At 71.8% G+C, this 16,665-nt stretch carries 17 protein-coding genes; 8 read left to right on the forward strand and 9 right to left on the reverse strand.

Translation table 11 applies throughout. From position 1 onward, the window contains the following. Positions 1-42: 42 nt before the first annotated feature. The 5 genes from ACFFGY_RS08585 to hemW form a co-directional block, all read right to left on the reverse strand. The gene (locus tag ACFFGY_RS08585) at positions 43-1,551 is read right to left on the reverse strand and encodes a YncE family protein (protein WP_377044060.1); all 1,509 of its coding nucleotides are present in this window, start codon (positions 1,549-1,551) and stop codon (positions 43-45) included. A gap of 30 nt (positions 1,552-1,581) precedes the next feature. Then, a complete protein-coding gene (locus ACFFGY_RS08590; RefSeq protein ID WP_377044061.1) occupies positions 1,582-2,016 on the reverse strand; it encodes a DUF305 domain-containing protein in 435 nt (144 codons plus the stop codon). Between the two features lie 103 nt (positions 2,017-2,119). After that, positions 2,120-2,872 (reverse strand): anti-sigma factor family protein, encoded by a 753-nt coding sequence (locus ACFFGY_RS08595; protein WP_377044062.1) that lies wholly within the window; start codon positions 2,870-2,872, stop codon positions 2,120-2,122. Beyond that, positions 2,869-3,408, reverse strand: a complete 540-nt coding sequence (locus ACFFGY_RS08600) for an RNA polymerase sigma factor (RefSeq protein WP_377044063.1) — start codon at positions 3,406-3,408, stop codon at positions 2,869-2,871. The genes ACFFGY_RS08595 and ACFFGY_RS08600 overlap by 4 nt, the downstream gene beginning before the upstream one ends. Positions 3,409-3,566: 158 nt before the next feature. Beyond that, positions 3,567-4,850, reverse strand: a complete 1,284-nt coding sequence (gene hemW, locus ACFFGY_RS08605) for a radical SAM family heme chaperone HemW (protein ID WP_377044064.1) — start codon at positions 4,848-4,850, stop codon at positions 3,567-3,569. 366 nt (positions 4,851-5,216) lie between these two features. Here hemW and ACFFGY_RS08610 point away from each other — a divergent pair, with 366 nt between their 5' ends. Both ACFFGY_RS08610 and ACFFGY_RS08615 read left to right on the forward strand, forming a co-directional pair. After that, positions 5,217-5,531 (forward strand): hypothetical protein, encoded by a 315-nt coding sequence (locus ACFFGY_RS08610; RefSeq protein ID WP_377044065.1) that lies wholly within the window; start codon positions 5,217-5,219, stop codon positions 5,529-5,531. 166 nt (positions 5,532-5,697) lie between these two features. Beyond that, positions 5,698-6,069, forward strand: a complete 372-nt coding sequence (locus ACFFGY_RS08615; RefSeq protein ID WP_377044066.1) for a hypothetical protein — start codon at positions 5,698-5,700, stop codon at positions 6,067-6,069. A gap of 264 nt (positions 6,070-6,333) precedes the next feature. On the opposite strand, the gene ACFFGY_RS08620 is transcribed toward ACFFGY_RS08615, so the two are convergent. Next, a complete protein-coding gene (locus ACFFGY_RS08620) occupies positions 6,334-7,257 on the reverse strand; it encodes an EamA family transporter (RefSeq protein ID WP_377044067.1) in 924 nt (307 codons plus the stop codon). A gap of 151 nt (positions 7,258-7,408) precedes the next feature. On the opposite strand from ACFFGY_RS08620, the gene ACFFGY_RS08625 reads away from it, so the two are divergent. The 6 genes from ACFFGY_RS08625 (at position 7,409) to ACFFGY_RS08650 (ending at position 12,944) form a co-directional block, all read left to right on the forward strand. Continuing rightward, the gene (locus ACFFGY_RS08625; RefSeq protein ID WP_377044068.1) at positions 7,409-8,884 is read left to right on the forward strand and encodes an MFS transporter; all 1,476 of its coding nucleotides are present in this window, start codon (positions 7,409-7,411) and stop codon (positions 8,882-8,884) included. A gap of 138 nt (positions 8,885-9,022) precedes the next feature. Beyond that, on the forward strand, positions 9,023-9,766 hold the full coding sequence (locus tag ACFFGY_RS08630; RefSeq protein WP_377044069.1) for a FadR/GntR family transcriptional regulator: 744 nt from the start codon (positions 9,023-9,025) through the stop codon (positions 9,764-9,766). Beyond that, positions 9,763-10,206: a ribose 5-phosphate isomerase B gene (gene rpiB / locus ACFFGY_RS08635; RefSeq protein ID WP_377044070.1), complete on the forward strand. Its 444-nt coding sequence runs from the start codon at positions 9,763-9,765 to the stop codon at positions 10,204-10,206. The genes ACFFGY_RS08630 and rpiB overlap by 4 nt, the downstream gene beginning before the upstream one ends. After that, a complete protein-coding gene (locus ACFFGY_RS08640) occupies positions 10,203-11,093 on the forward strand; it encodes an NAD(P)-dependent oxidoreductase (RefSeq protein WP_377044071.1) in 891 nt (296 codons plus the stop codon). Before rpiB ends, ACFFGY_RS08640 begins: the two co-directional genes overlap by 4 nt. Before the next feature lie 79 nt (positions 11,094-11,172). Next, entirely contained in the window at positions 11,173-11,997 is an 825-nt protein-coding gene (locus tag ACFFGY_RS08645) for a transporter substrate-binding domain-containing protein (protein WP_377044072.1), read from the forward strand. A 233-nt stretch (positions 11,998-12,230) separates the two neighbouring features. Beyond that, positions 12,231-12,944, forward strand: a complete 714-nt coding sequence (locus tag ACFFGY_RS08650) for an EF-hand domain-containing protein (protein WP_377044073.1) — start codon at positions 12,231-12,233, stop codon at positions 12,942-12,944. A 145-nt stretch (positions 12,945-13,089) separates the two neighbouring features. Here ACFFGY_RS08650 and ACFFGY_RS08655 read toward each other — a convergent pair whose 3' ends face one another. The 3 genes from ACFFGY_RS08655 to ACFFGY_RS08665 all read right to left on the reverse strand — a co-directional run bounded on the left by ACFFGY_RS08655 (position 13,090) and on the right by ACFFGY_RS08665 (position 16,657). Continuing rightward, the gene (locus ACFFGY_RS08655; RefSeq protein WP_377044074.1) at positions 13,090-14,037 is read right to left on the reverse strand and encodes an amidohydrolase family protein; all 948 of its coding nucleotides are present in this window, start codon (positions 14,035-14,037) and stop codon (positions 13,090-13,092) included. Further along, a complete protein-coding gene (locus tag ACFFGY_RS08660) occupies positions 14,034-15,332 on the reverse strand; it encodes an MFS transporter (protein WP_377044075.1) in 1,299 nt (432 codons plus the stop codon). Before ACFFGY_RS08660 ends, ACFFGY_RS08655 begins: the two co-directional genes overlap by 4 nt. A gap of 65 nt (positions 15,333-15,397) precedes the next feature. Further along, positions 15,398-16,657: a UbiH/UbiF/VisC/COQ6 family ubiquinone biosynthesis hydroxylase gene (locus ACFFGY_RS08665; RefSeq protein ID WP_377044076.1), complete on the reverse strand. Its 1,260-nt coding sequence runs from the start codon at positions 16,655-16,657 to the stop codon at positions 15,398-15,400. Positions 16,658-16,665: the final 8 nt, after the last annotated feature.

Consider the following 16,665-nt stretch of genomic DNA (forward strand, 5'->3'; position numbering starts at 1 on the left):
GAAGAAGCGCCGCCGCGCCGGGTGACGCGGCGGCGCGGCGGCTCAGTGGGCCTGCACCTGCACGGGCGCGCCGTGTTCCGCGCCCGTGCCCGGCGCCACCACGAGGTAGCGGCGCTCCTCATGGGCCTGGCCCTGCACGACCTGGCGGATCGGGCCCAGCGCGTTCACGATGGCCGAGCCCGCCGGGTTGGTGGTGAAGCTCGACAGCGGCTCCAGCGTGCCGCTGCCATCCGCCTTGCTGGCGATCGCCAGCACGTAGGGCTTCTTGGGTTCGAGCCCGGTGACGGACGCCTGCAGCACCTGGATCAGCCCCTGGTCGAACAGCGTCACGCTGGTCGGGGCCGGGGTGCTGTTCTTGGCCGCGACGTGGCTGCCCATGGGGCTGCCCATGGGGCTGCCCATGGGGCTGCCCGTGGAACTGCCCGTGGACGCGAGGCTCAGATGCGCTGCCTGCCCCGCGACGCCCAGCGGCTGCAGGTCCTGCATGCCGTCGCCGTCCGGCACCGCGTCGGGCACGTAGGCGACGGCCTGCGGCGCCTGCCCGATCGGCACGCTGCCGATAACCGTGTTGGTGAGCGTGTCGATCGCCACCATGGCATCGGCGTTCTCCAGCCCGACATAGACGCGCGTGCCGTCGCCCGAGGGCCACAGCCCGTGCGGCAGCGCGCCGACCGGGATCGTCGCGACGCGCGAGAAGTCGTCGGTGCGGTAGACCTGCACCTCGTTGCGGCCGCCCACGGTGATGTAGGCGAAGCTGCCATGGGCGTTGCGGACGATGTTGACGTGGTTGGTGATCGGCCCCGTTTCCATCGAATGCAGGACGTTGAAGGGCGGCTTCGCGTTGAACACCATCACGCGGCCGGTATCCTTCAGCGTCAGCCAGACCTGGCTGCCGTCGGGATTGGCGGCGATGTTGGGGCAGAAGGGGCTGTCCTGCTTCACGCGGCCGACGATCCCGTGGTCGGCGGTGCTGATCACCACGGTTTCCGGGTTGAAGGAGGAACACACGTAACCGTACTGCCCGTCGGGCGAGAAGATCGTCATGCCGGGGCCCGCCGGCACGGTGATGCGGGTCTTCTCCTCGAAGGTGCTGGCGTCGATCACCGAGACGTAGTTCTCGCCGCGCACCGTGACCCAGATTTCCTTGCCGTCGGGCGTGAAGAAGGCCTCGTGCGGGGAACGGCCGACATAGGTGACGTGCTTCACCGCGTTGGTGGCGGTGTCGATGAAGCTGACGGAGTTGGAGCCGATCGACACCACCGCCAGGGTGCGGTGGTCGGGCGAGAAGCCCATGCCGTGCACCAGGAGCTGACCGCGGTAGAGCGGGCTGAGGTTGCCCGGTGCGGGATCGCCCAGGCGCAGCACGCCGAGCAGGCGGTTGTCGGCAGGATCGATCACCGAGAGCGTGTTGGAGAACTGCTCGGCCGCGTAGACGCGGTCATGGTGGCTGACGGGAATGTCGGGCGCGTCCGAGCCGGCGGGGGCCTGGCCTGCGAAGGCGGGCAGCGCCACGGAAGCGAGCAGGGCGGCGAGGCGAAGCGTACGGGTCATGTCGGGACTGCGTTCCGGTGTGGTTCGAGTTCAGGGATGGTCGTGGTGGTGCGTCGCGAGGTCGGCCCGCTGATCGGGCGCCGGGGCGGAGGGCGGCGGCGACTGGCCGAGCGCCAGCTGCATCGCCGCAATTTCCTGCTGCTGCTCGACGATGATTTCCTGCGCGATGCGACGGAGCTGCTCGTTGCCGCCGTGGCGCAGCTGCGCCTGCGCCATGTCGATGGCGCCCTGGTGGTGCGCGGTCATCATCGCCACGAAGTCGCGGTCGACGCTGCCGCTCGGCGGCACCTCCATGCCGGCCATCATGCGGTCCATGGCCTCAGCGTTTTCGTGCAGGAAGGCCGCTTCCGCCGGCGCGGGCGGATCGGCCGCCCGCACGGTACCGGCGCCGAGAAGCAGGCCGCCGAGAAGTGCGGCGCCCGGCAACAGGCCCGTCCGGCGCCGGGGTTCTCGTGTGCTGCGCATCCATCCTCCGATCAGGTGCCGCTGCTTGCGGAACCGATGTGAGAGGCCTGGCGCGGCGCGTTTATTCCGGGCGGGTGCGGAGAAAAATCGAAGGCACCGCGCGTCAGCTCGTGGCGCGCAGGATGCGGGCGATCTCCGCCGCCTGCGCGTCGTCGGCCGGCGCGACCACGGCGTAGCGGCGGCCGCCATGCGACCAATAGCGGGCCAGCAGCCCGCCGTCGCGGCGCTCCGCCATGGCATCGGTGTCGAAGGGCGCACCGGGGCGCACGTAATAGGCGACGCGCCGGGCCTGCCCGTCCTCGAAGAGCACCATCGCCGCCGGCCCGTCCTCGGTCGCCAGCAGCCGCCCGCCCACGAGGCGCAGGCCGAAGCCCGACAGGTCGGGCAGCGCCACCCCGCCGCGGCCGAGATTGCTGGCGAGCCAGGACTGCATCCCGTCACCCGCGGTGGTGCTCACCTCCACGGCGTTGGAGCGTGAGGCCGCGAAGACGCGGTAGGCCTGCACCGCGTCGGCCATGGGCGGGTTGGCGGCGGCGAAGGAGCGGTCGCGCATCGTCCAGCCCGCGGTGCCGCCGAGGCCGGCGGTGAGCAGCAGCATCGCCGCCACCGCCAGGCGCTGCCGCCCGCGTGCGCGCAGCCGGCGGCGTATCGCAGCAGGCTCCAGGGCGGGGTTGTGCGGCAGCCGGGGCGCGCCGCAGCGAAGGCTCTCGGCGTCGCGCTTCCAGCCCGCGACCCTGGCGGCCCAATCCGGGGAGCGGGCGAGAAAGCTCTCGACCTCCTGCCGCTCGACCGGGTCGAGCTGGCCGTCGACGTAGCGGTGCAGCCGGGCTTCGTCGGGGATCATGGAGCTGGTCATGACACGACCTTTAGCGCGGAGGTGGGCAGCGCGGGGTTGGCGGTTTCACCCTCGACGGCGCGGTGCAGGGCGGTGCGGGCACGCGACAGGCGGGACATCACGGTGCCGATCGGAACGCCGAGCGCCTCGGCGGCCTCGCGGTAGCTCAGGCCCTCGACGCTCACCAGCAGCAGCAGGGCGCGCTGCTCCACTGGAAGCCGATCGAGCGCTTCCAGGCCGGAGCGCGCCAGCGCCACGTGTTCCGGCGACACGGTGTCCTGTTCCGGATCGTCCTTTTCCGCGCCGGTGAAGAAGGCGAGCAGCCGCGCGAAACGGCGGGAGCGCCGCTGCTCGTTCAGGAACTGCCGGTACAGGATGGTGAAGAGCCAGGCGCGGAGGGTGCCTTCGCCGCGCCGGCTCGACCAGCGCGACAGGGCGCGTTCCAGCCCGGCCTGGACGAGGTCGTCCGCCGCCGCCGGCTCGCGCGTCAGGTGCAGCGCGAAGCGCCGAAGCTGCGGCAGCAGGGCGCGGAGTTCCTCGTCGTCGATCGCGGCCATGCGCCACCTCACTCTCCGGGCTTGCCCCGACGATGCGCGCGGGGAAGCGGTCGTGAAGGTGTGACGCCGGCCGGCGCCGATCTATTCCCGGCGGGGGCGCAAAATTTCGCGGGGAGGGTCGCGGCGGGCGTGGGGGCCGTTCGCCGCCCGGGCGGTCCTCAGCGCAGCAGGGCAGGCAGCAGGGCGTCGAGGCGCAGGCGGCCCTCGTCGGTGGCGACCAGACGCCCGTCCGGCATCCAGCGCAGGTAGTCCTCTTCCAGGCAGGCCTCCAGGATCGGCGCTTCCACCATCTCGCTGAAGGGCATCGCGGCGCGTTGGCTGAGCCGCGCGGGATCGACGCCTTCGCGCAGGCGCAGGCCCATCAGCAGGGCTTCGCGCGCCCGCTCCCGCGGCTCCAGCGCTTCCTCACTGGTCCGGGCATGGTTCTGTTGTTCCACGAGGTCGAGCCAGGCTTCCGGGGCGCGGTGCCGGCGGGCGGCCAGCAACTGCCCCGCCACCGTCAGCCGCTGATGCGCCCCGGCGCCGATGCCGAGGTAGTCGCCGTAGCGCCAGTAGGCGAGGTTGTGCCGGCTTTCGGCGCCGGGCACCGCGTAGTTCGACACCTCGTAGGGCAGGAGGCCGTGGCGCGCCGCTTCCTCGGCGGTGGCCAGGTACATGCGGGCGGCCGGTTCCTCGTCGGGCAGGCGGAAGGCGCCGCGGGCGTGCTCGGTGGCGAAGCGCGTGCCCGGCTCGATCGTGAGCTGGTAGAGCGACAGGTGGTCGGCGGCCAGCGACAGCGCCTGGCGCAGCTCGGCCCGCCAGGAGGCCTCGTCCTGTTCGGGCCGGGCGTAGATCAGGTCGAAGCTCAGGCGCGGAAAGGTGGCGCGGGCGTGTTCCAGCGCCGCCCGCGCCTCGGCGGCCGAGTGGTGGCGCCCCAGGAAGCGCAGCGCCGCGTCGTCGAGCGACTGCACGCCCAGCGACAGGCGGTTCACCCCGGCCTCGCGGAAGGCACGCAGCTTCGCGGCCTCCACCGAGGTGGGGTTGGCTTCCAGCGTGATCTCGATGTCGGGGTCGGCCTCGAACAGCGCCCTGGTATCGGCGATGAGGCCCGCCACCACCTCGGGCGGCATCAGCGAGGGCGTGCCGCCGCCGAAGAACACCGAGGCGAGACGGCGGCGCCCGCCCGTGCCCGCGTTGGCCCCCGAATTGGCGCCCGAATTGGCCCTGGCCGCTTCTGCCGCCAGCTCCGTGCGCAGGGCCCGGCCGAAGCGCGCGGCGTCCACGCGGTCGCGGACGTGGCTGTTGAAGTCGCAGTAAGGGCACTTCGAGGCGCAGAAGGGCCAGTGCACGTAGAGGGCAAGGGGTTCGTCGGCCGCGAGGCCGCGGGACGTGTCGGCCGCGAGGCCGCGGGGCGTGTCGGCCGCGAGGCCGCGGGGCGTGTCGGCCGCGAGGCCGTGGGGCATGTCGCCTGGGAGACGGCGGGACGTGCCGGCTGAAGGGTCGTGGGGCGGCAGGCTACGGAGCGGAAGGTCGTCGGGCACGGGCAGATAAGGTCCGGTTGGCCGGAAGGCACGGCAGGTTCGGGGCGGCATATGGACCTTCCGGTCCCGCGATGCACCCGTGGCCGACCCCGATATCCCCCTCGTCGGGTGCGGCGGCAGGCGGGGGATCGGGCCGGGGCGGCAGTTTTGACCGCCCCCGACGGAGATACGGGCTGGCACAGGGCTTGCGACCGGAGCGTCCGAGGGCGCCGCGCGAGGCAGCGTGGCGTGCCTTCCGGAACGGGGCGCGGTCCTGTTCCGGTTTTCCGCACCCGGAGTTTGCACGCGATGGCGCGCTTCCTTCTTCTGCCGCTGGCCGGCCTCCTCGCGGCGCTGGCGGCCGCCCCGGCGGGTGCCGCGGAAGCCCTCGCGGACGGCGTGCTGGCACAGCGCTGCTACGGTCTGGACAACGAGCGGCTGCGGCAGCGCGGCGTGGTGGAGCAGCTGCGGCGGGAGCATCCGCCACTCCGCTTGGCGGACCTGGGCGGCGAGGGGCGGGGCGGCGGAGGTCTGTTCGCCCCGGCCGAACTGGACAACTATCTCGCGCTGATGCGGGCGGCCGAGGCACGGTTCGTGGCAGCGGGGTGCGAGGAACTGTTCTGACGGGCCGGCGCATCCTGCCGGGTACGGCAGGATTTGCCTCCCTCGGCGCCGTGGGGGATGGACCCTGTGGAAAATCCCTGGGGCGGTGCAGCGCAGGAAGGTCCGGCCCGTTCAGCCTGCGGCCGGAACGGCACGAAGCACGCTCACGGGTTGTAAAGGAGACGGAATGTCTGGGTTGAAGGTTTCGGTCACGGAAGACCGCGCGGGCATCGAGCTGACGCCGTCCGAAGCGCCGGAAGGGCAGACGGGCAGCTGGAGCCTGCGGCTGTCGACGCAGCAGCTGGACTCGCTGCTGCAGCACCTGATCGACCTGCGCGCCACCATGTTGCCGCCGCATGAGGGTGTCAGCGCCAGCGGCGGCACGCCGGCGCGCACGCATCCGGGCATGCGCTGGCTGCTGGCGCGCGGCGAGAACGAGAGGCTGCAGCTCGGGCTGCTGCACCCGGGCCTCGGCTGGCTCGGCATGTCGCTGAGCGAGGAGGATTCCCGCCGCTTCGCCAACTTCCTGCCCGACGAGCCCGAGCCCGCCGCGGGCTGAGGGGGCGGCGCGGCGGCGCGGCCGGTTCGCGCCGCCGCGTCTGGCTTCCGGTCTGGATCGCCAGTTCGGACGCTCGGGTCGGGCTTCCGGCCCGGCTTTTCGGGCGGATCACCGATCCGGGCTTCTGGGTCGGCGCAGCGGGCCGGGGCTGAACGTCACCCGCCGCGTGGGTTCTGGCGGGGTGGAACCGGCGTCGCCCCGCCCACGTGCACGGTCCTCCTCGTGTCGGGGCGGGACCCCTGCCTCCGGTGCCTGGTTCTGGGCTCAGGCGCCGAGCAGCACCAGCAGCACGCCCGCCACCACGGTCACGGCTCCCCCGACCTCGGCCGCCGTGAAGCTTTCGCGCAGGTAGAAGCGGCCCAGCGTCATGGTGAGCAGGATCTCGACCTGCCCCACCGCCCGCACCAGTCCCAGCGGCGCCAGCACGAAGCCGGTGAACCAGCAGGCCGACCCCATGGCCGAGAGCACGCCCACCGGCAGCGCCACGCGCCAGCCGGTGAACACGGCGCGCAGCTGCGCGGGCTCCCGCCACAGCATCCAGGCGCCCTGCATGACCGACTGGAGGAGGTTCATCGCCACCAGCGTCGTCAGGGCGCGGCGCAGCGCGTCGGTGTCGGCGGGCAGGGTCGCGGCGGTGAGCTTGGTGAACATGCCGGTGGCGGCAAAGCCCAGCCCGGCGCCCAGGCCGCACAGCGCCGCCGGTTGCCCGATCGCCCGCAGCAACCCGCCGAGGCCGGTGGACTTGCCGGTCAGCGACAGCACCAGCACGCCGACCAGGCTGACCGCCACGCCGGCCCAGGCCAGCGGGCGCAGCGCCTCGCCCAGGAACAGCAGCCCCAGGACCGAGCCCTGCATGGCATCGGTCTTGCTGTAGGCGGTGCCGACCACGAAGTTGCGGTAGCCGAAGGACAGGATCAGCAGGTTGGTGCCCAGGATCTGCGTGATGCCGCCGAGCAGCGCCCAGACGAAGAACCAGCCCAGCTCCTCCGGCAGCGGCACGCCGCGGCCTTCCACCAGCAACAGGATGGCAAGCAGCACGGCGGCGGTGGGGGCGCCGTAAAGGTAGCGCACCAGCCCCGCCGCGTTGACCGACATGGAGCCGCGCAGCCGCTGCTGCAGGGCCGTGCGCCAGGACTGGAAGGCGGCGGCACCCAGGGTCGCAGGCAGCCAGAAGGGGGACGTGATCACGCGAACAACCTGCGTCGAAAGAGGGGGGCGGTTCCTTCGGCTCTAGCCGCCCGCGTGGGCGAGGGGAACCTTTGCGGGCCTCATGCCTTCCATCCCGGGTAACGGTTCATGACAATGACCCGCGAGGCGACGGGCCGGGAGGAGCTGGGAGTTGAGGGAGCCGAACGCGGCCGGAACACGGCCTGACATCGCAACGGGCGGGACCGCCTTCGAGACCGACGTCCCGGCGCGGCTCGACCGCCTGCCCTGGTCGCGCTTCCACTGGCTGGTGGTGGTGGCGCTCGGCATCACTTGGATCCTCGACGGGCTGGAGGTGACGCTGGTGGGCTCGCTGGCGGGCGCCATCCACGACAGCCCGCGGCTGCGGCTGACGGAAACCCAGGTGGGGCTGACCGCCTCGGCCTACCTGCTGGGCGCCGTGTTCGGGGCGCTGTTCTTCGGCCGGCTGACCGACAGCCTGGGGCGCAAGAAGCTGTTTACCGTGACCCTGCTGGTTTACCTGGTGGCGACCATCGCCACCGGGCTGAGCTGGGATTTCTGGAGCTTCGCCCTGTTCCGCTTCCTCACCGGCGCCGGCATCGGCGGCGAGTACGCGGCGGTGAACTCCACCATCCAGGAGCTGATCCCGGCGCGCCGGCGGGGCGTCACCGACCTTTCGGTGAACGGCACCTTCTGGGCGGGGGCGGCCTTCGGCGCGCTGGGGGCTGTGGTGCTGCTCGACCCGGCGGTGATCGACCCGGAGCTCGGCTGGCGCATGGCCTTCTGCATCGGCGGCGCTCTCTCGGCGATCGTGCTGCTGCTGCGGCAATGGATCCCGGAAAGCCCGCGCTGGCTGATGACGCACGGTCGGCCCGAGGAGGCCGAGCGCATCGTCCGCGACATCGAGGCGCGGGTGGAGGCCGACCGCGGGCCGCTGCCGCCGGTCGAGGGGCGGCCGATCCGGTTGAACCGGCGAGGCCACACCACGATCCGCGAGGCGGCCACCACCATGTTCCGCACCTACCCGCGGCGCTCCGTGCTGGCGCTGGTGCTGATGGCCTGCCAGGCCTTCTGCTACAACGCGATCTTCTTCACCTACGCGCTGGTGCTGACGCGCTTCTACGGCATTCCATCGGGCGATATCGGCTGGTTCATGCTGCCCTTCGCGCTGGGCAACCTGCTGGGGCCGCTCGTGCTGGGGCATCTCTTCGACAGCATCGGGCGGCGGGTGATGATCACCGCGACCTACGCGCTGGCGGGCCTGCTGATGGCCGCCACCGGCTACGCCTTCGCGCAAGGGTGGATGTCGGCGGTGGGGCAGACGGCGGCCTGGACGGTGATCTTCTTCTTCGCCTCCGCCGCGGCCTCGGCCGCCTACCTGACGGTGGGCGAAAGCTTCCCGCTGGAGATGCGCGCCATGGGCATCGCGGTGTTCTACGCCATCGGCACCGGCATCGGCGGCGTCGCGGGGCCGGCGCTGTTCGGCGCACTGATCGAGGGCGGGGCGCGCGAGAACATCATGTGGGGCTACATGCTGGGCGCCTTGCTGATGCTGATCGCCGCCGCGACGGAATGGCGGCTGGGCTTCGCGGCCGAGCGCCGTTCGCTGGAGGATGTGGCAGCGCCGCTGTCGAGCGCCGGCGCCTGACAGCGGGCCGGGGGCGGCCCGGCGCCAATCCTTGTCGGGGCCCGGGTCACCCGAGGTTAGCCCCGGGGCAGGGTAGGCTTGACACGGCACCGTTACGATCCTTACTGGTCAGACCACGAACAGACCAATAGGGCAGCAATGGCGATCACGAGGCCTGAGGCCTCCGAGCAGGGCGGGTTCGACAAGGTCTTCCTGTTCCTGCGCGAACAGCTGCTCAGCGGCGCCATCAGCCCGGGCGAGCGGCTGCTGGGTGAGCGGGAGCTCTGCCTGCGGGTGGGCGTCAGCCGCCCCACCCTGCGGGAAGCGCTGCGGGCGCTGGCGATGCTGGGCGTGGTGGAGATCCGGCAGGGTGCCGGCACCGTGGTGCGCCGGCCCGACGCTTCCATCCTGGGCGACTTCTTCGCCTTTGCCGCCTCGCAGCACGGCGCGCTGGTCGAGGACGTGATGCAGGCCCGCATCGCCATCGAGTGCCAGGCCATCCGCCTGGCCTGCGCCCGCGCGACCCTGGCCGATTTCGACCGGCTCCGCGCCGCCCTGGAGGACGTCGTCGCCACCATCGCCGACCCGGATGCGGGCGGGCTGGCCGATCACCGCTTCCACCAGGCCATCGTCGACGCGGCGGCGTCGGACACGCTGGGCACGCTCTACGCCGCGATCACGCCGCTGCTCCTCCGCTCCCACCGGCACCGCCGGGAAACCATGACGGAGGTCGAGGACGGCCGGGCCTACCTGATCAGCCACCACCGCCTGATCTTCGACGCCCTCGCCGCCGGCGATCCACGCCGCGCCGACGAGGTGCTGCGCGAACACTTCGCGATCGGCGACGACTACCGCCGTCGCGGCCGCTCCGGCCAACACAGCCAACAGGACGCGAAAGCATGAACATCATCATCGGCAGCGATCATGCCGGCTACCACCTGAAGGTGGAGCTGGCGGAACACCTGCGCAGCCTCGGACACGAGGTGCAGGACATGGGCAGCCACGACCCGGCGCCGGTGGATTTCCCCGACGTCGCCAAGGCCGTGTGCGGCGCGGTGCGCCAGGGCGGGTCGCGCGGCCTGATGGTCTGCGGCACCGGTGTCGGCGCCGCCATCGCCGCCAACAAGATCCGCGGCATCCGCGCCGCCGTGTGCCACGACGTGCATTCCGCGCATCAGGCCGTGGAGCACGACGACGTCAACGTCATGTGCATCGGCGCGCAGATCGTCGGCCCCTGGCTCGCCCGCGACCTGGTGGCGACCTTCATGGCGGCCGAGTTCGACCGCAGCGAGGATTTCGTGCGGCGGGTGGAGAAGCTGCACGCCATGGAATCCGAAGCATGAGCGGCGTGGTCGTCGGCTTCATCGGCCTGGGCACCATGGGCCGGGAGATGGTGCGCAACCTCGTGAAGGCCGGACACACCATTCAGGCCTTCGACGTGGTGCCGGCCGCCGTCGAGGAGGCCGTGGCCTCGGGCGCCCGCGCGGCGCGCAGCATCGCCGAGGCCGCCAGCGGGGCGGCGGTGGTGGTCACCATGCTGCCGGACACGCCGGACGTGGAGGGCGTGATCCTGGGCGAAGGTGGGCTGCGCGCCAACCCGCCGGCGGGCAGGCTGATCGTCGACATGAGCACGATCTCGCCGCAGGCCGTGCGCAGCTTAAGCGCGACGCTGGCGGCGGAGGGGATCGACCTGATCGACGCGCCCGTCTCCGGCGGGCCGCAGGGCGCCAAGAGCGGCACGCTGACGATCATGGCGGGCGGCGAGGCCGGCGCCTTCGCGCGCGCCAGGCCGGTGCTGGCCGCGATGGGCACCACCATCAACCACGTCGGCGACAGCGGCGCGGGGCAGACGGTGAAGCTGTGCAACCAGCTCATGGTCGGCATCAACATCCAGTCCGTGTGCGAGGCGCTGGCCCTCGCGCGCGCCTCGGGCGTGAACCTCGAGCAGATGCGCGAGGTGCTGCTCGGCGGCTCGGCCGCGAGCTGGATGCTCGACCGCCTGGGCCCCGCCATGATCGCGGGCGACACCGACGCCGGCTTCCGCATCGACCTGCAGCTCAAGGACCTGCGCCTGGTGGGGGAGCTGGCGACGTCGCTGGCGGTGCCGCTGCCGGGCCTCGCGCTGGTGTCGGCGCAGTACCTGGACGCCAAGGCGCACGGCGAAGGCAGCAACGGCAACCAGGCGCTGTTCAAGGTCTACGACCGCATGACCAACCAGCGCAGCGGCTGAGCCGCCGCAACCACGGTTCCGCGTCGGCCGTGCCAGGCAGAGTTCACGACGCCCAAGAAAACAAACGGAGGAAACAAGCATGACGGCATTGGTCACGAGGCGAACCCTCTTGGGCGGCCTGACGGTCTCGGCCGGCCTGGTCGGCCTGGGGATTTCGTCACCCGCCAGGGCGGATCAGCTCGACGACATCACCAAGAGCGGCAGGATCAGGATCTCGACCGACGTGGCGATCCCGCCCGCCGGGCTGCTGGACGCGCAGATGCGCCCCAGCGGCTCCGACGTGGAAACCGGACAGCTCCTGGCCAAGGACTGGGGGCTGCAATACGAGCTTATCCCCACGATCGGCGCGACCCGGATCCCCAATATCCTGACCGGCAAGGCCGACATCATCATCTCGACCCTGTCGGTCACGCCGGAGCGGGCCAGGACCATCGATTTCAGCCGCGCCTACACGATCCTGCAGTCCGTGGTGGCCGGTCCTGGCAGCACCACCGTGAACAGCCTCGAGGCGCTGAAGGGCATGACGGTTGCCGTGACCCGCGGCACCACACAGGACACGAAGCTGTCCGGCCTCGCCTCCGCCAACGGCTTCACCGTGAGCCGCTACGACGATGACGCGACGCTGGTGACGGCGGCGGCCAGCGGGCAGGCGCTGCTGATGGCCTCCTCCGTGGCGCTGGTGAACACCGTGGCGCAGAAGAACCCGGCGCTGAACTTCGCGCCAAAGTTCGTGCTGGACAATTTCGACATCGCGATCGGCGTGCGCAAAGGCGAGGCCCGGCTCGTCGCAAAGCTCAACGAGTGGATCCTGGCGAACCTGCAGAACGGCAAGCTCAACGAGATCTACAAGAAGTACTACAACGTCGACCTGCCGGCGTCGCTGAGACCTCCTGAAGTGCGTTGACGACGGGCCGGTCGGCGCGCGGTTGCCGCCCGTGCATTCTTCCCGCCGGGTGTAGGGGACAGATCCGGTCCGGGCTTCGGGCGAGGCGGCGTCTCGGCCGGCTGGACCAGGACGGGGCCCGGTTTTCGCGGAACTCGGGCATGGCCCGGTTTTCGCGTGGGTGATCCTGCCCCGCCCGTGCGGGGCCGCGCCGGGCACGGTCCGGCACGTCGTCTTCCATGAAGGATAACACCATGCAGGTTTCATCCTCCTCCAGCGCGCAGGCGCTGGAGCAGATGAAACAGATGCGGGAGAAGATGTTCTCCCGCGCTGATCAGGACAGCAGCGGCGACCTCAGCCTGGATGAATTCGAGTCCATGGCCCCCGGTACATCCGACACCTCCCCGGCAAGCTCTGCCGGGAGCACGACCGCCACGAACCGCGCCGCGGAAGTTTTTGCCTCGCTCGACACCGACGACGATGGCAGCGTCACCTCGGCGGAACTCGAGGCAGGACGCTCCGGAGGACGGCCGCCGGGACCACCGCCGCAAGGGGGCTTTTCCTCGGATTCCATGTCCGCCCTCCTGTCCGGGCAGGAAGCCTCAACAACCTCCGGCAGCAGCAGCGCGTCGGACGACCTGTTCGCCAGCCTCGACACGGATGGCGACGGCAGCCTGAGCGCCAGCGAGTTCCAGGCTGCCGGTGGCACGCAGGGCGCGGGCGGGCCGCGCGGGGCCGGCGGCCCTCCGCCCGGTGGACCCCCCCCTGGTGGACCGCCTCCTGGTGGAGCGCCGGACGGAACCGCGGCAAGCGAGGATGACGACACCAGCGCGTCGAGCCTGCTGTCTTCCTCGACCGATGGCGGCAGCATGTCCGACGCCCTGGCCGCGCTGGTGCAGAAGGCGCTGCAGAACTACATGTCCGCCAGCACCACGCAATCGGCATCGAGCACGCTTCTCAGCGCGTGAACGGGAACAGGGTGGGCAAAATGCCGGCCTTTCCGGATGCCTCGCGAAGACCGCCTGGGCTTTCCGGCCGGGCGCCGCGGAACCGGCGGGCTGGCGCTTGCCGCGCGGGAGTGCCCGCGATGAGCCGGGCTGTTCGCGAACACCCCTAGACCGGGTCGAGCCGGTAGATCGCCTCGGCCGTGCGGTGGAAGAGCTGGTGCTGATCCTCCGCCGGCAGGTCCTCCACGATCGCGCGGAAGCCGTTGAAGATGGTGGGCAGCGTGGCGCAAAGCCCGTCCACCGGGAAGTTGCTGGCGAACATGGCGCGCTGGGGCCCGAACATCGCCACGGTTTCGCGCACGATCCAGCGGTTGTCCTCGGGCGTCCAGGGATGGTCGGGGCGGCCGAGGCCGGACATCTTCACCGCGACGTTGGCGTGTTCGGCGAGCGCGCTCATCGCCCGGTGCCAGGCACGCAGCGCGGGCTCGGAGCGGTCCGCCGGCAGGCCGGTGTGGTTGAGGATGATGCGCGTGCGGGGGAAGTCGCGCGCCAGATGTTCGGCCTCGTGGAGGTTCCACCACGGCGTTTGCAGGTCGAAGTGCAGCCCGTGCGCTTCCAGCAGCGCGTAGCCCTGTTGCCAGCGATCATCCGACATCAGCGTGCGCTCGCCTGCCGCGGCGGCATCGGGCGAGGAAGCGCCGCCCGGCTTGTGGCGGACGCTGCGCACCAGCGGGAAGCGGGCCTGCGCCGCCAGCACGGCCGCGACGTCCGGGTGGTGCAGCCAGGCCTGTGCCACCATGGCGTCGGGCAGCCCGTGCTCCTCGGCCAGCGCGGTGACGAAGCGGGTTTCGCCGATCGGGTCCTCCGGGTCCCATTCCGCTTCCATGTAGACCGTGGCGCGGATGTTCTGTTCGGCGGCGTCGCGGCGGTAGTCGTCGGGCAGGTAGGGGCGCTTGATCGAGCTGTAGTCGCCGTAGCGGAACGGGATCGACACCTCGGGCCGTAGCCAGGGGTAGCGGTTGTTGCGCGGGTCCCAGACGTGGTGGTGGGCATCCACCACGGGGCCGTCGTAGAGCGGCGGGGTTCCGCTGCCGCTGCCGGAGGCGGCGCTCATGCCCGCACCGCGCGGGCGGCCCGGGCCTGCACGTCGCCGCGCGCCAGGGGCACCAGCAGCGTGCCGGCCACGTAGAGCGCGGCGCAGCCCGCGAAGAAGTGCAGTGCGGTGGTGTAGCTGCCGGTGGCCTGAATGATGGCGCCCACCACGATCGGCACCGCGATGCCGCCGACGCTGCCCGCCATGTTCATCAACCCGCCCACCACGCCGATGCGATCGGCCGGCGCCAGCAGGGCGGGGAAGCTCCAGTACAGGCTGCCGAAGCAGAGCAGGAAGGTGGTGCACGACAGCAGCGCCACCGCGGCCACCGGATCGGCGATGGTCGGCAGCAGCAGGAAAGCCGAGAGCACGCCCAGGCCCGAAAGGCCCAGCATCGACTTCAGCACCACGGTACGCGACAGCCCGCGCCGCTGCAGCGCGTCGGCGCCGAAGCCCGCCGCGAGCGAGCCCAGGAAGCCGCACAGGAAGATCACCACCATGGCGCCGCCCATCTGCTTCAGGTCGAAGCCGCGGGCCTGGGCCAGGTAGCTCGGTCCCCAGGTGATCAGGCCGAAGTTCATCATGGCCCAGCCGAAGCGGCCGGCCATCACCGGCGCCACCGCGCGCGGGTCGATCGGCGTGCCGGGCGGCACCGCGCTGGCGATCCCGGGAACGGGCGCGCGGATATGCTCGAGCTCGGCGGCGCTGACCGAAGGGTGACGCGCCGGGTCGTCATGGAGGTACCACCAGGCCAGCAGGCCGGCACCGATGGTCACCAGCCCGGCGACGGCGAAGGCGATGCGCCAGGAATCAAAGGTGAAGATCAGCCAGGCGATGGCGCCGCCGCCCAGGCCCGCGCCGAGGTAGGAGCCGCTGTCCATCAGCACCGCCCCACGCCCGCGCTCGCGTCCTGAGAGCCACAGCGCGTTCAGCTTGCCGCCCGCCGGAAACAGCGGCGCCTCGGCCGCGCCCAGCCCCAGCCGGGTGAGCAGCAGCGACAGCCCGCCGGTGGCGAAGGCGGCCGCGGTCTGGAACACGCCCCACAGCAGGGTGGAGGCGGTGATCACGCGGCTCGGCCCCAGCCGGTCGATCAGGTAGCCGCCGGGCACCTGGAGCAGCGCGTAGGTCCAGAAGAAGGAGCTGAGGATCAGCCCCTGCATGGTGGGCGAGAGGTCGAGCTCGCGCGCCAGGGTCGGCATGCCCACCGAGAGCGTCGTCCGGTCGGCGAGGTTGATCACCGTGAGGAGGCCGATGATCGCGAAGATCCGCCAGCGAACCCCGCTGCGTTCCTGGTGGCCGCCAATGCTGGACTGCATGGTTCTCTCCCCGAAGAAGTCTTATGTATGAATACAGACTTCTTCGCTCAACGGGGAGTCGCCACTTACCCGGCGGGAAGCAGTCCGCGTCCTTCCAGCAGCCCGGACAGGGCGCCGCCGCCGAAGCCCATCGCGCGGCGGGCGAAGAAGCGCTTGAGCGACGGAACCCGGTGCACCGCCGCGATGCCCAGCCGCCGGGCGATGCGCACGGGGGGCAGGTCATTGCCGAAGAGGCGCTCCAGCGCGTGGGTGGCGCCCAGCATCAGCAGCGCGTCGGGGCGCCTGGCCGCCTGATACCGGGCCAGTGCCTCCGGGCCACCGGGGTCGGTGCCGGCGTGGCAGGCCTCGATCACGCACTGCGCCAGCGCCGCCACGTCGCGGAAGCCGAGGTTCAGCCCCTGGCCGGCGATGGGGTGGATGCCGTGCGCCGCGTCGCCCACCAGGGCGAGGCGGGTGTCGGTGAAGCGCTGCGCCTGCAGGGCGCTGAGGGGATAGGACCAGCGGCGGCCGATCACCTGCACCGCGCCCAGCTGCGGGCCCAGGCGACGCGCGACCTCCCGCGACAGGGCCGCGTCGTCCATGGCGAGGAAGCGCTGCGCCAGCGCGGTGCGGTCGGACCACACGATGGCCGAGGCATGGGGATGCTGCGCCGTGCCGGCCAGCGGCAGCTGCGCGAAGGGACCGTTGGGCAGGAAGTGTTCCAGCGCCACGCCCCGGTGCGGCCGCGCATGGGCCACCGCCATCACCATGCCGGTCTGGCCGTAGTCGAACCGCGTGGTGCCGATGCCGGCCGCCTCGCGCAGCGGGGAGCGGCGGCCTTCCGCGCCCACCACCAGCCGCGCGGCGATGGCCGTGCCGTCCTCCAGCGTCACGGTGGCGCCCTCAGGCGCGCGCTCCACCGCCGGGCGGGCCGGGGCAAAGACCTGCAGGTGCGGCAGGCTCGGCAGCGCGGCGTTCAGCGCCACGCGCAGCGAGCGGGCTTCCACCATCCAGCCGAAGGCTTCCTCGCCCAGCTCATCGGCCGAGAAGTGGAGGTGCAGCGGCGAGGGCGGCTCACCCGGGCGGCCGTCGCTGACGCGGATCTCGCGGATCGGGCAAGGGAAGTCCGGCAGCCGGTCCCACACGCCCGCCGCCACCAGCAGGTTGCGCGACGTCGCGGCGATGGCGTAGGCGCGGCCGTCGAATTCCGGCATCTCCATTGGCGGCAGGGGCGCCGTGTCCACCACCGCCGTCTCGATCCCCGCCGCCGCCAGCGTCGCCGCCAGCGTGGCCCCCACCGGGCCCGCGCCGACGACGCAGACCTCTACCTCGATGCGCTTGCTCATGCCGCCTA

This window comes from Roseomonas elaeocarpi (genome assembly GCF_042433915.1).
Classification (GTDB): Bacteria; Pseudomonadota; Alphaproteobacteria; order Acetobacterales; family Acetobacteraceae; genus Roseomonas; species Roseomonas elaeocarpi.

Coding starts and splice junctions, on each gene's coding strand:
- ACFFGY_RS08600 (WP_377044063.1), bottom strand. CDS start 3,408: ATGGCCGCGATCGACGACGAGGAACTCCGCGCCCTGCTGCCGCAGCTT.
- ACFFGY_RS08665 (WP_377044076.1), bottom strand. CDS start 16,657: ATGAGCAAGCGCATCGAGGTAGAGGTCTGCGTCGTCGGCGCGGGCCCG.
- ACFFGY_RS08640 (WP_377044071.1), top strand. CDS start 10,203: ATGAGCGGCGTGGTCGTCGGCTTCATCGGCCTGGGCACCATGGGCCGG.
- ACFFGY_RS08655 (WP_377044074.1), bottom strand. CDS start 14,037: ATGAGCGCCGCCTCCGGCAGCGGCAGCGGAACCCCGCCGCTCTACGAC.
- ACFFGY_RS08660 (WP_377044075.1), bottom strand. CDS start 15,332: ATGCAGTCCAGCATTGGCGGCCACCAGGAACGCAGCGGGGTTCGCTGG.
- ACFFGY_RS08610 (WP_377044065.1), top strand. CDS start 5,217: ATGGCGCGCTTCCTTCTTCTGCCGCTGGCCGGCCTCCTCGCGGCGCTG.
- ACFFGY_RS08615 (WP_377044066.1), top strand. CDS start 5,698: ATGTCTGGGTTGAAGGTTTCGGTCACGGAAGACCGCGCGGGCATCGAG.
- rpiB (WP_377044070.1), top strand. CDS start 9,763: ATGAACATCATCATCGGCAGCGATCATGCCGGCTACCACCTGAAGGTG.
- ACFFGY_RS08630 (WP_377044069.1), top strand. CDS start 9,023: ATGGCGATCACGAGGCCTGAGGCCTCCGAGCAGGGCGGGTTCGACAAG.
- hemW (WP_377044064.1), bottom strand. CDS start 4,850: ATGCCCCACGGCCTCGCGGCCGACACGCCCCGCGGCCTCGCGGCCGAC.
- ACFFGY_RS08595 (WP_377044062.1), bottom strand. CDS start 2,872: ATGACCAGCTCCATGATCCCCGACGAAGCCCGGCTGCACCGCTACGTC.
- ACFFGY_RS08650 (WP_377044073.1), top strand. CDS start 12,231: ATGCAGGTTTCATCCTCCTCCAGCGCGCAGGCGCTGGAGCAGATGAAA.
- ACFFGY_RS08590 (WP_377044061.1), bottom strand. CDS start 2,016: ATGCGCAGCACACGAGAACCCCGGCGCCGGACGGGCCTGTTGCCGGGC.
- ACFFGY_RS08585 (WP_377044060.1), bottom strand. CDS start 1,551: ATGACCCGTACGCTTCGCCTCGCCGCCCTGCTCGCTTCCGTGGCGCTG.
- ACFFGY_RS08645 (WP_377044072.1), top strand. CDS start 11,173: ATGACGGCATTGGTCACGAGGCGAACCCTCTTGGGCGGCCTGACGGTC.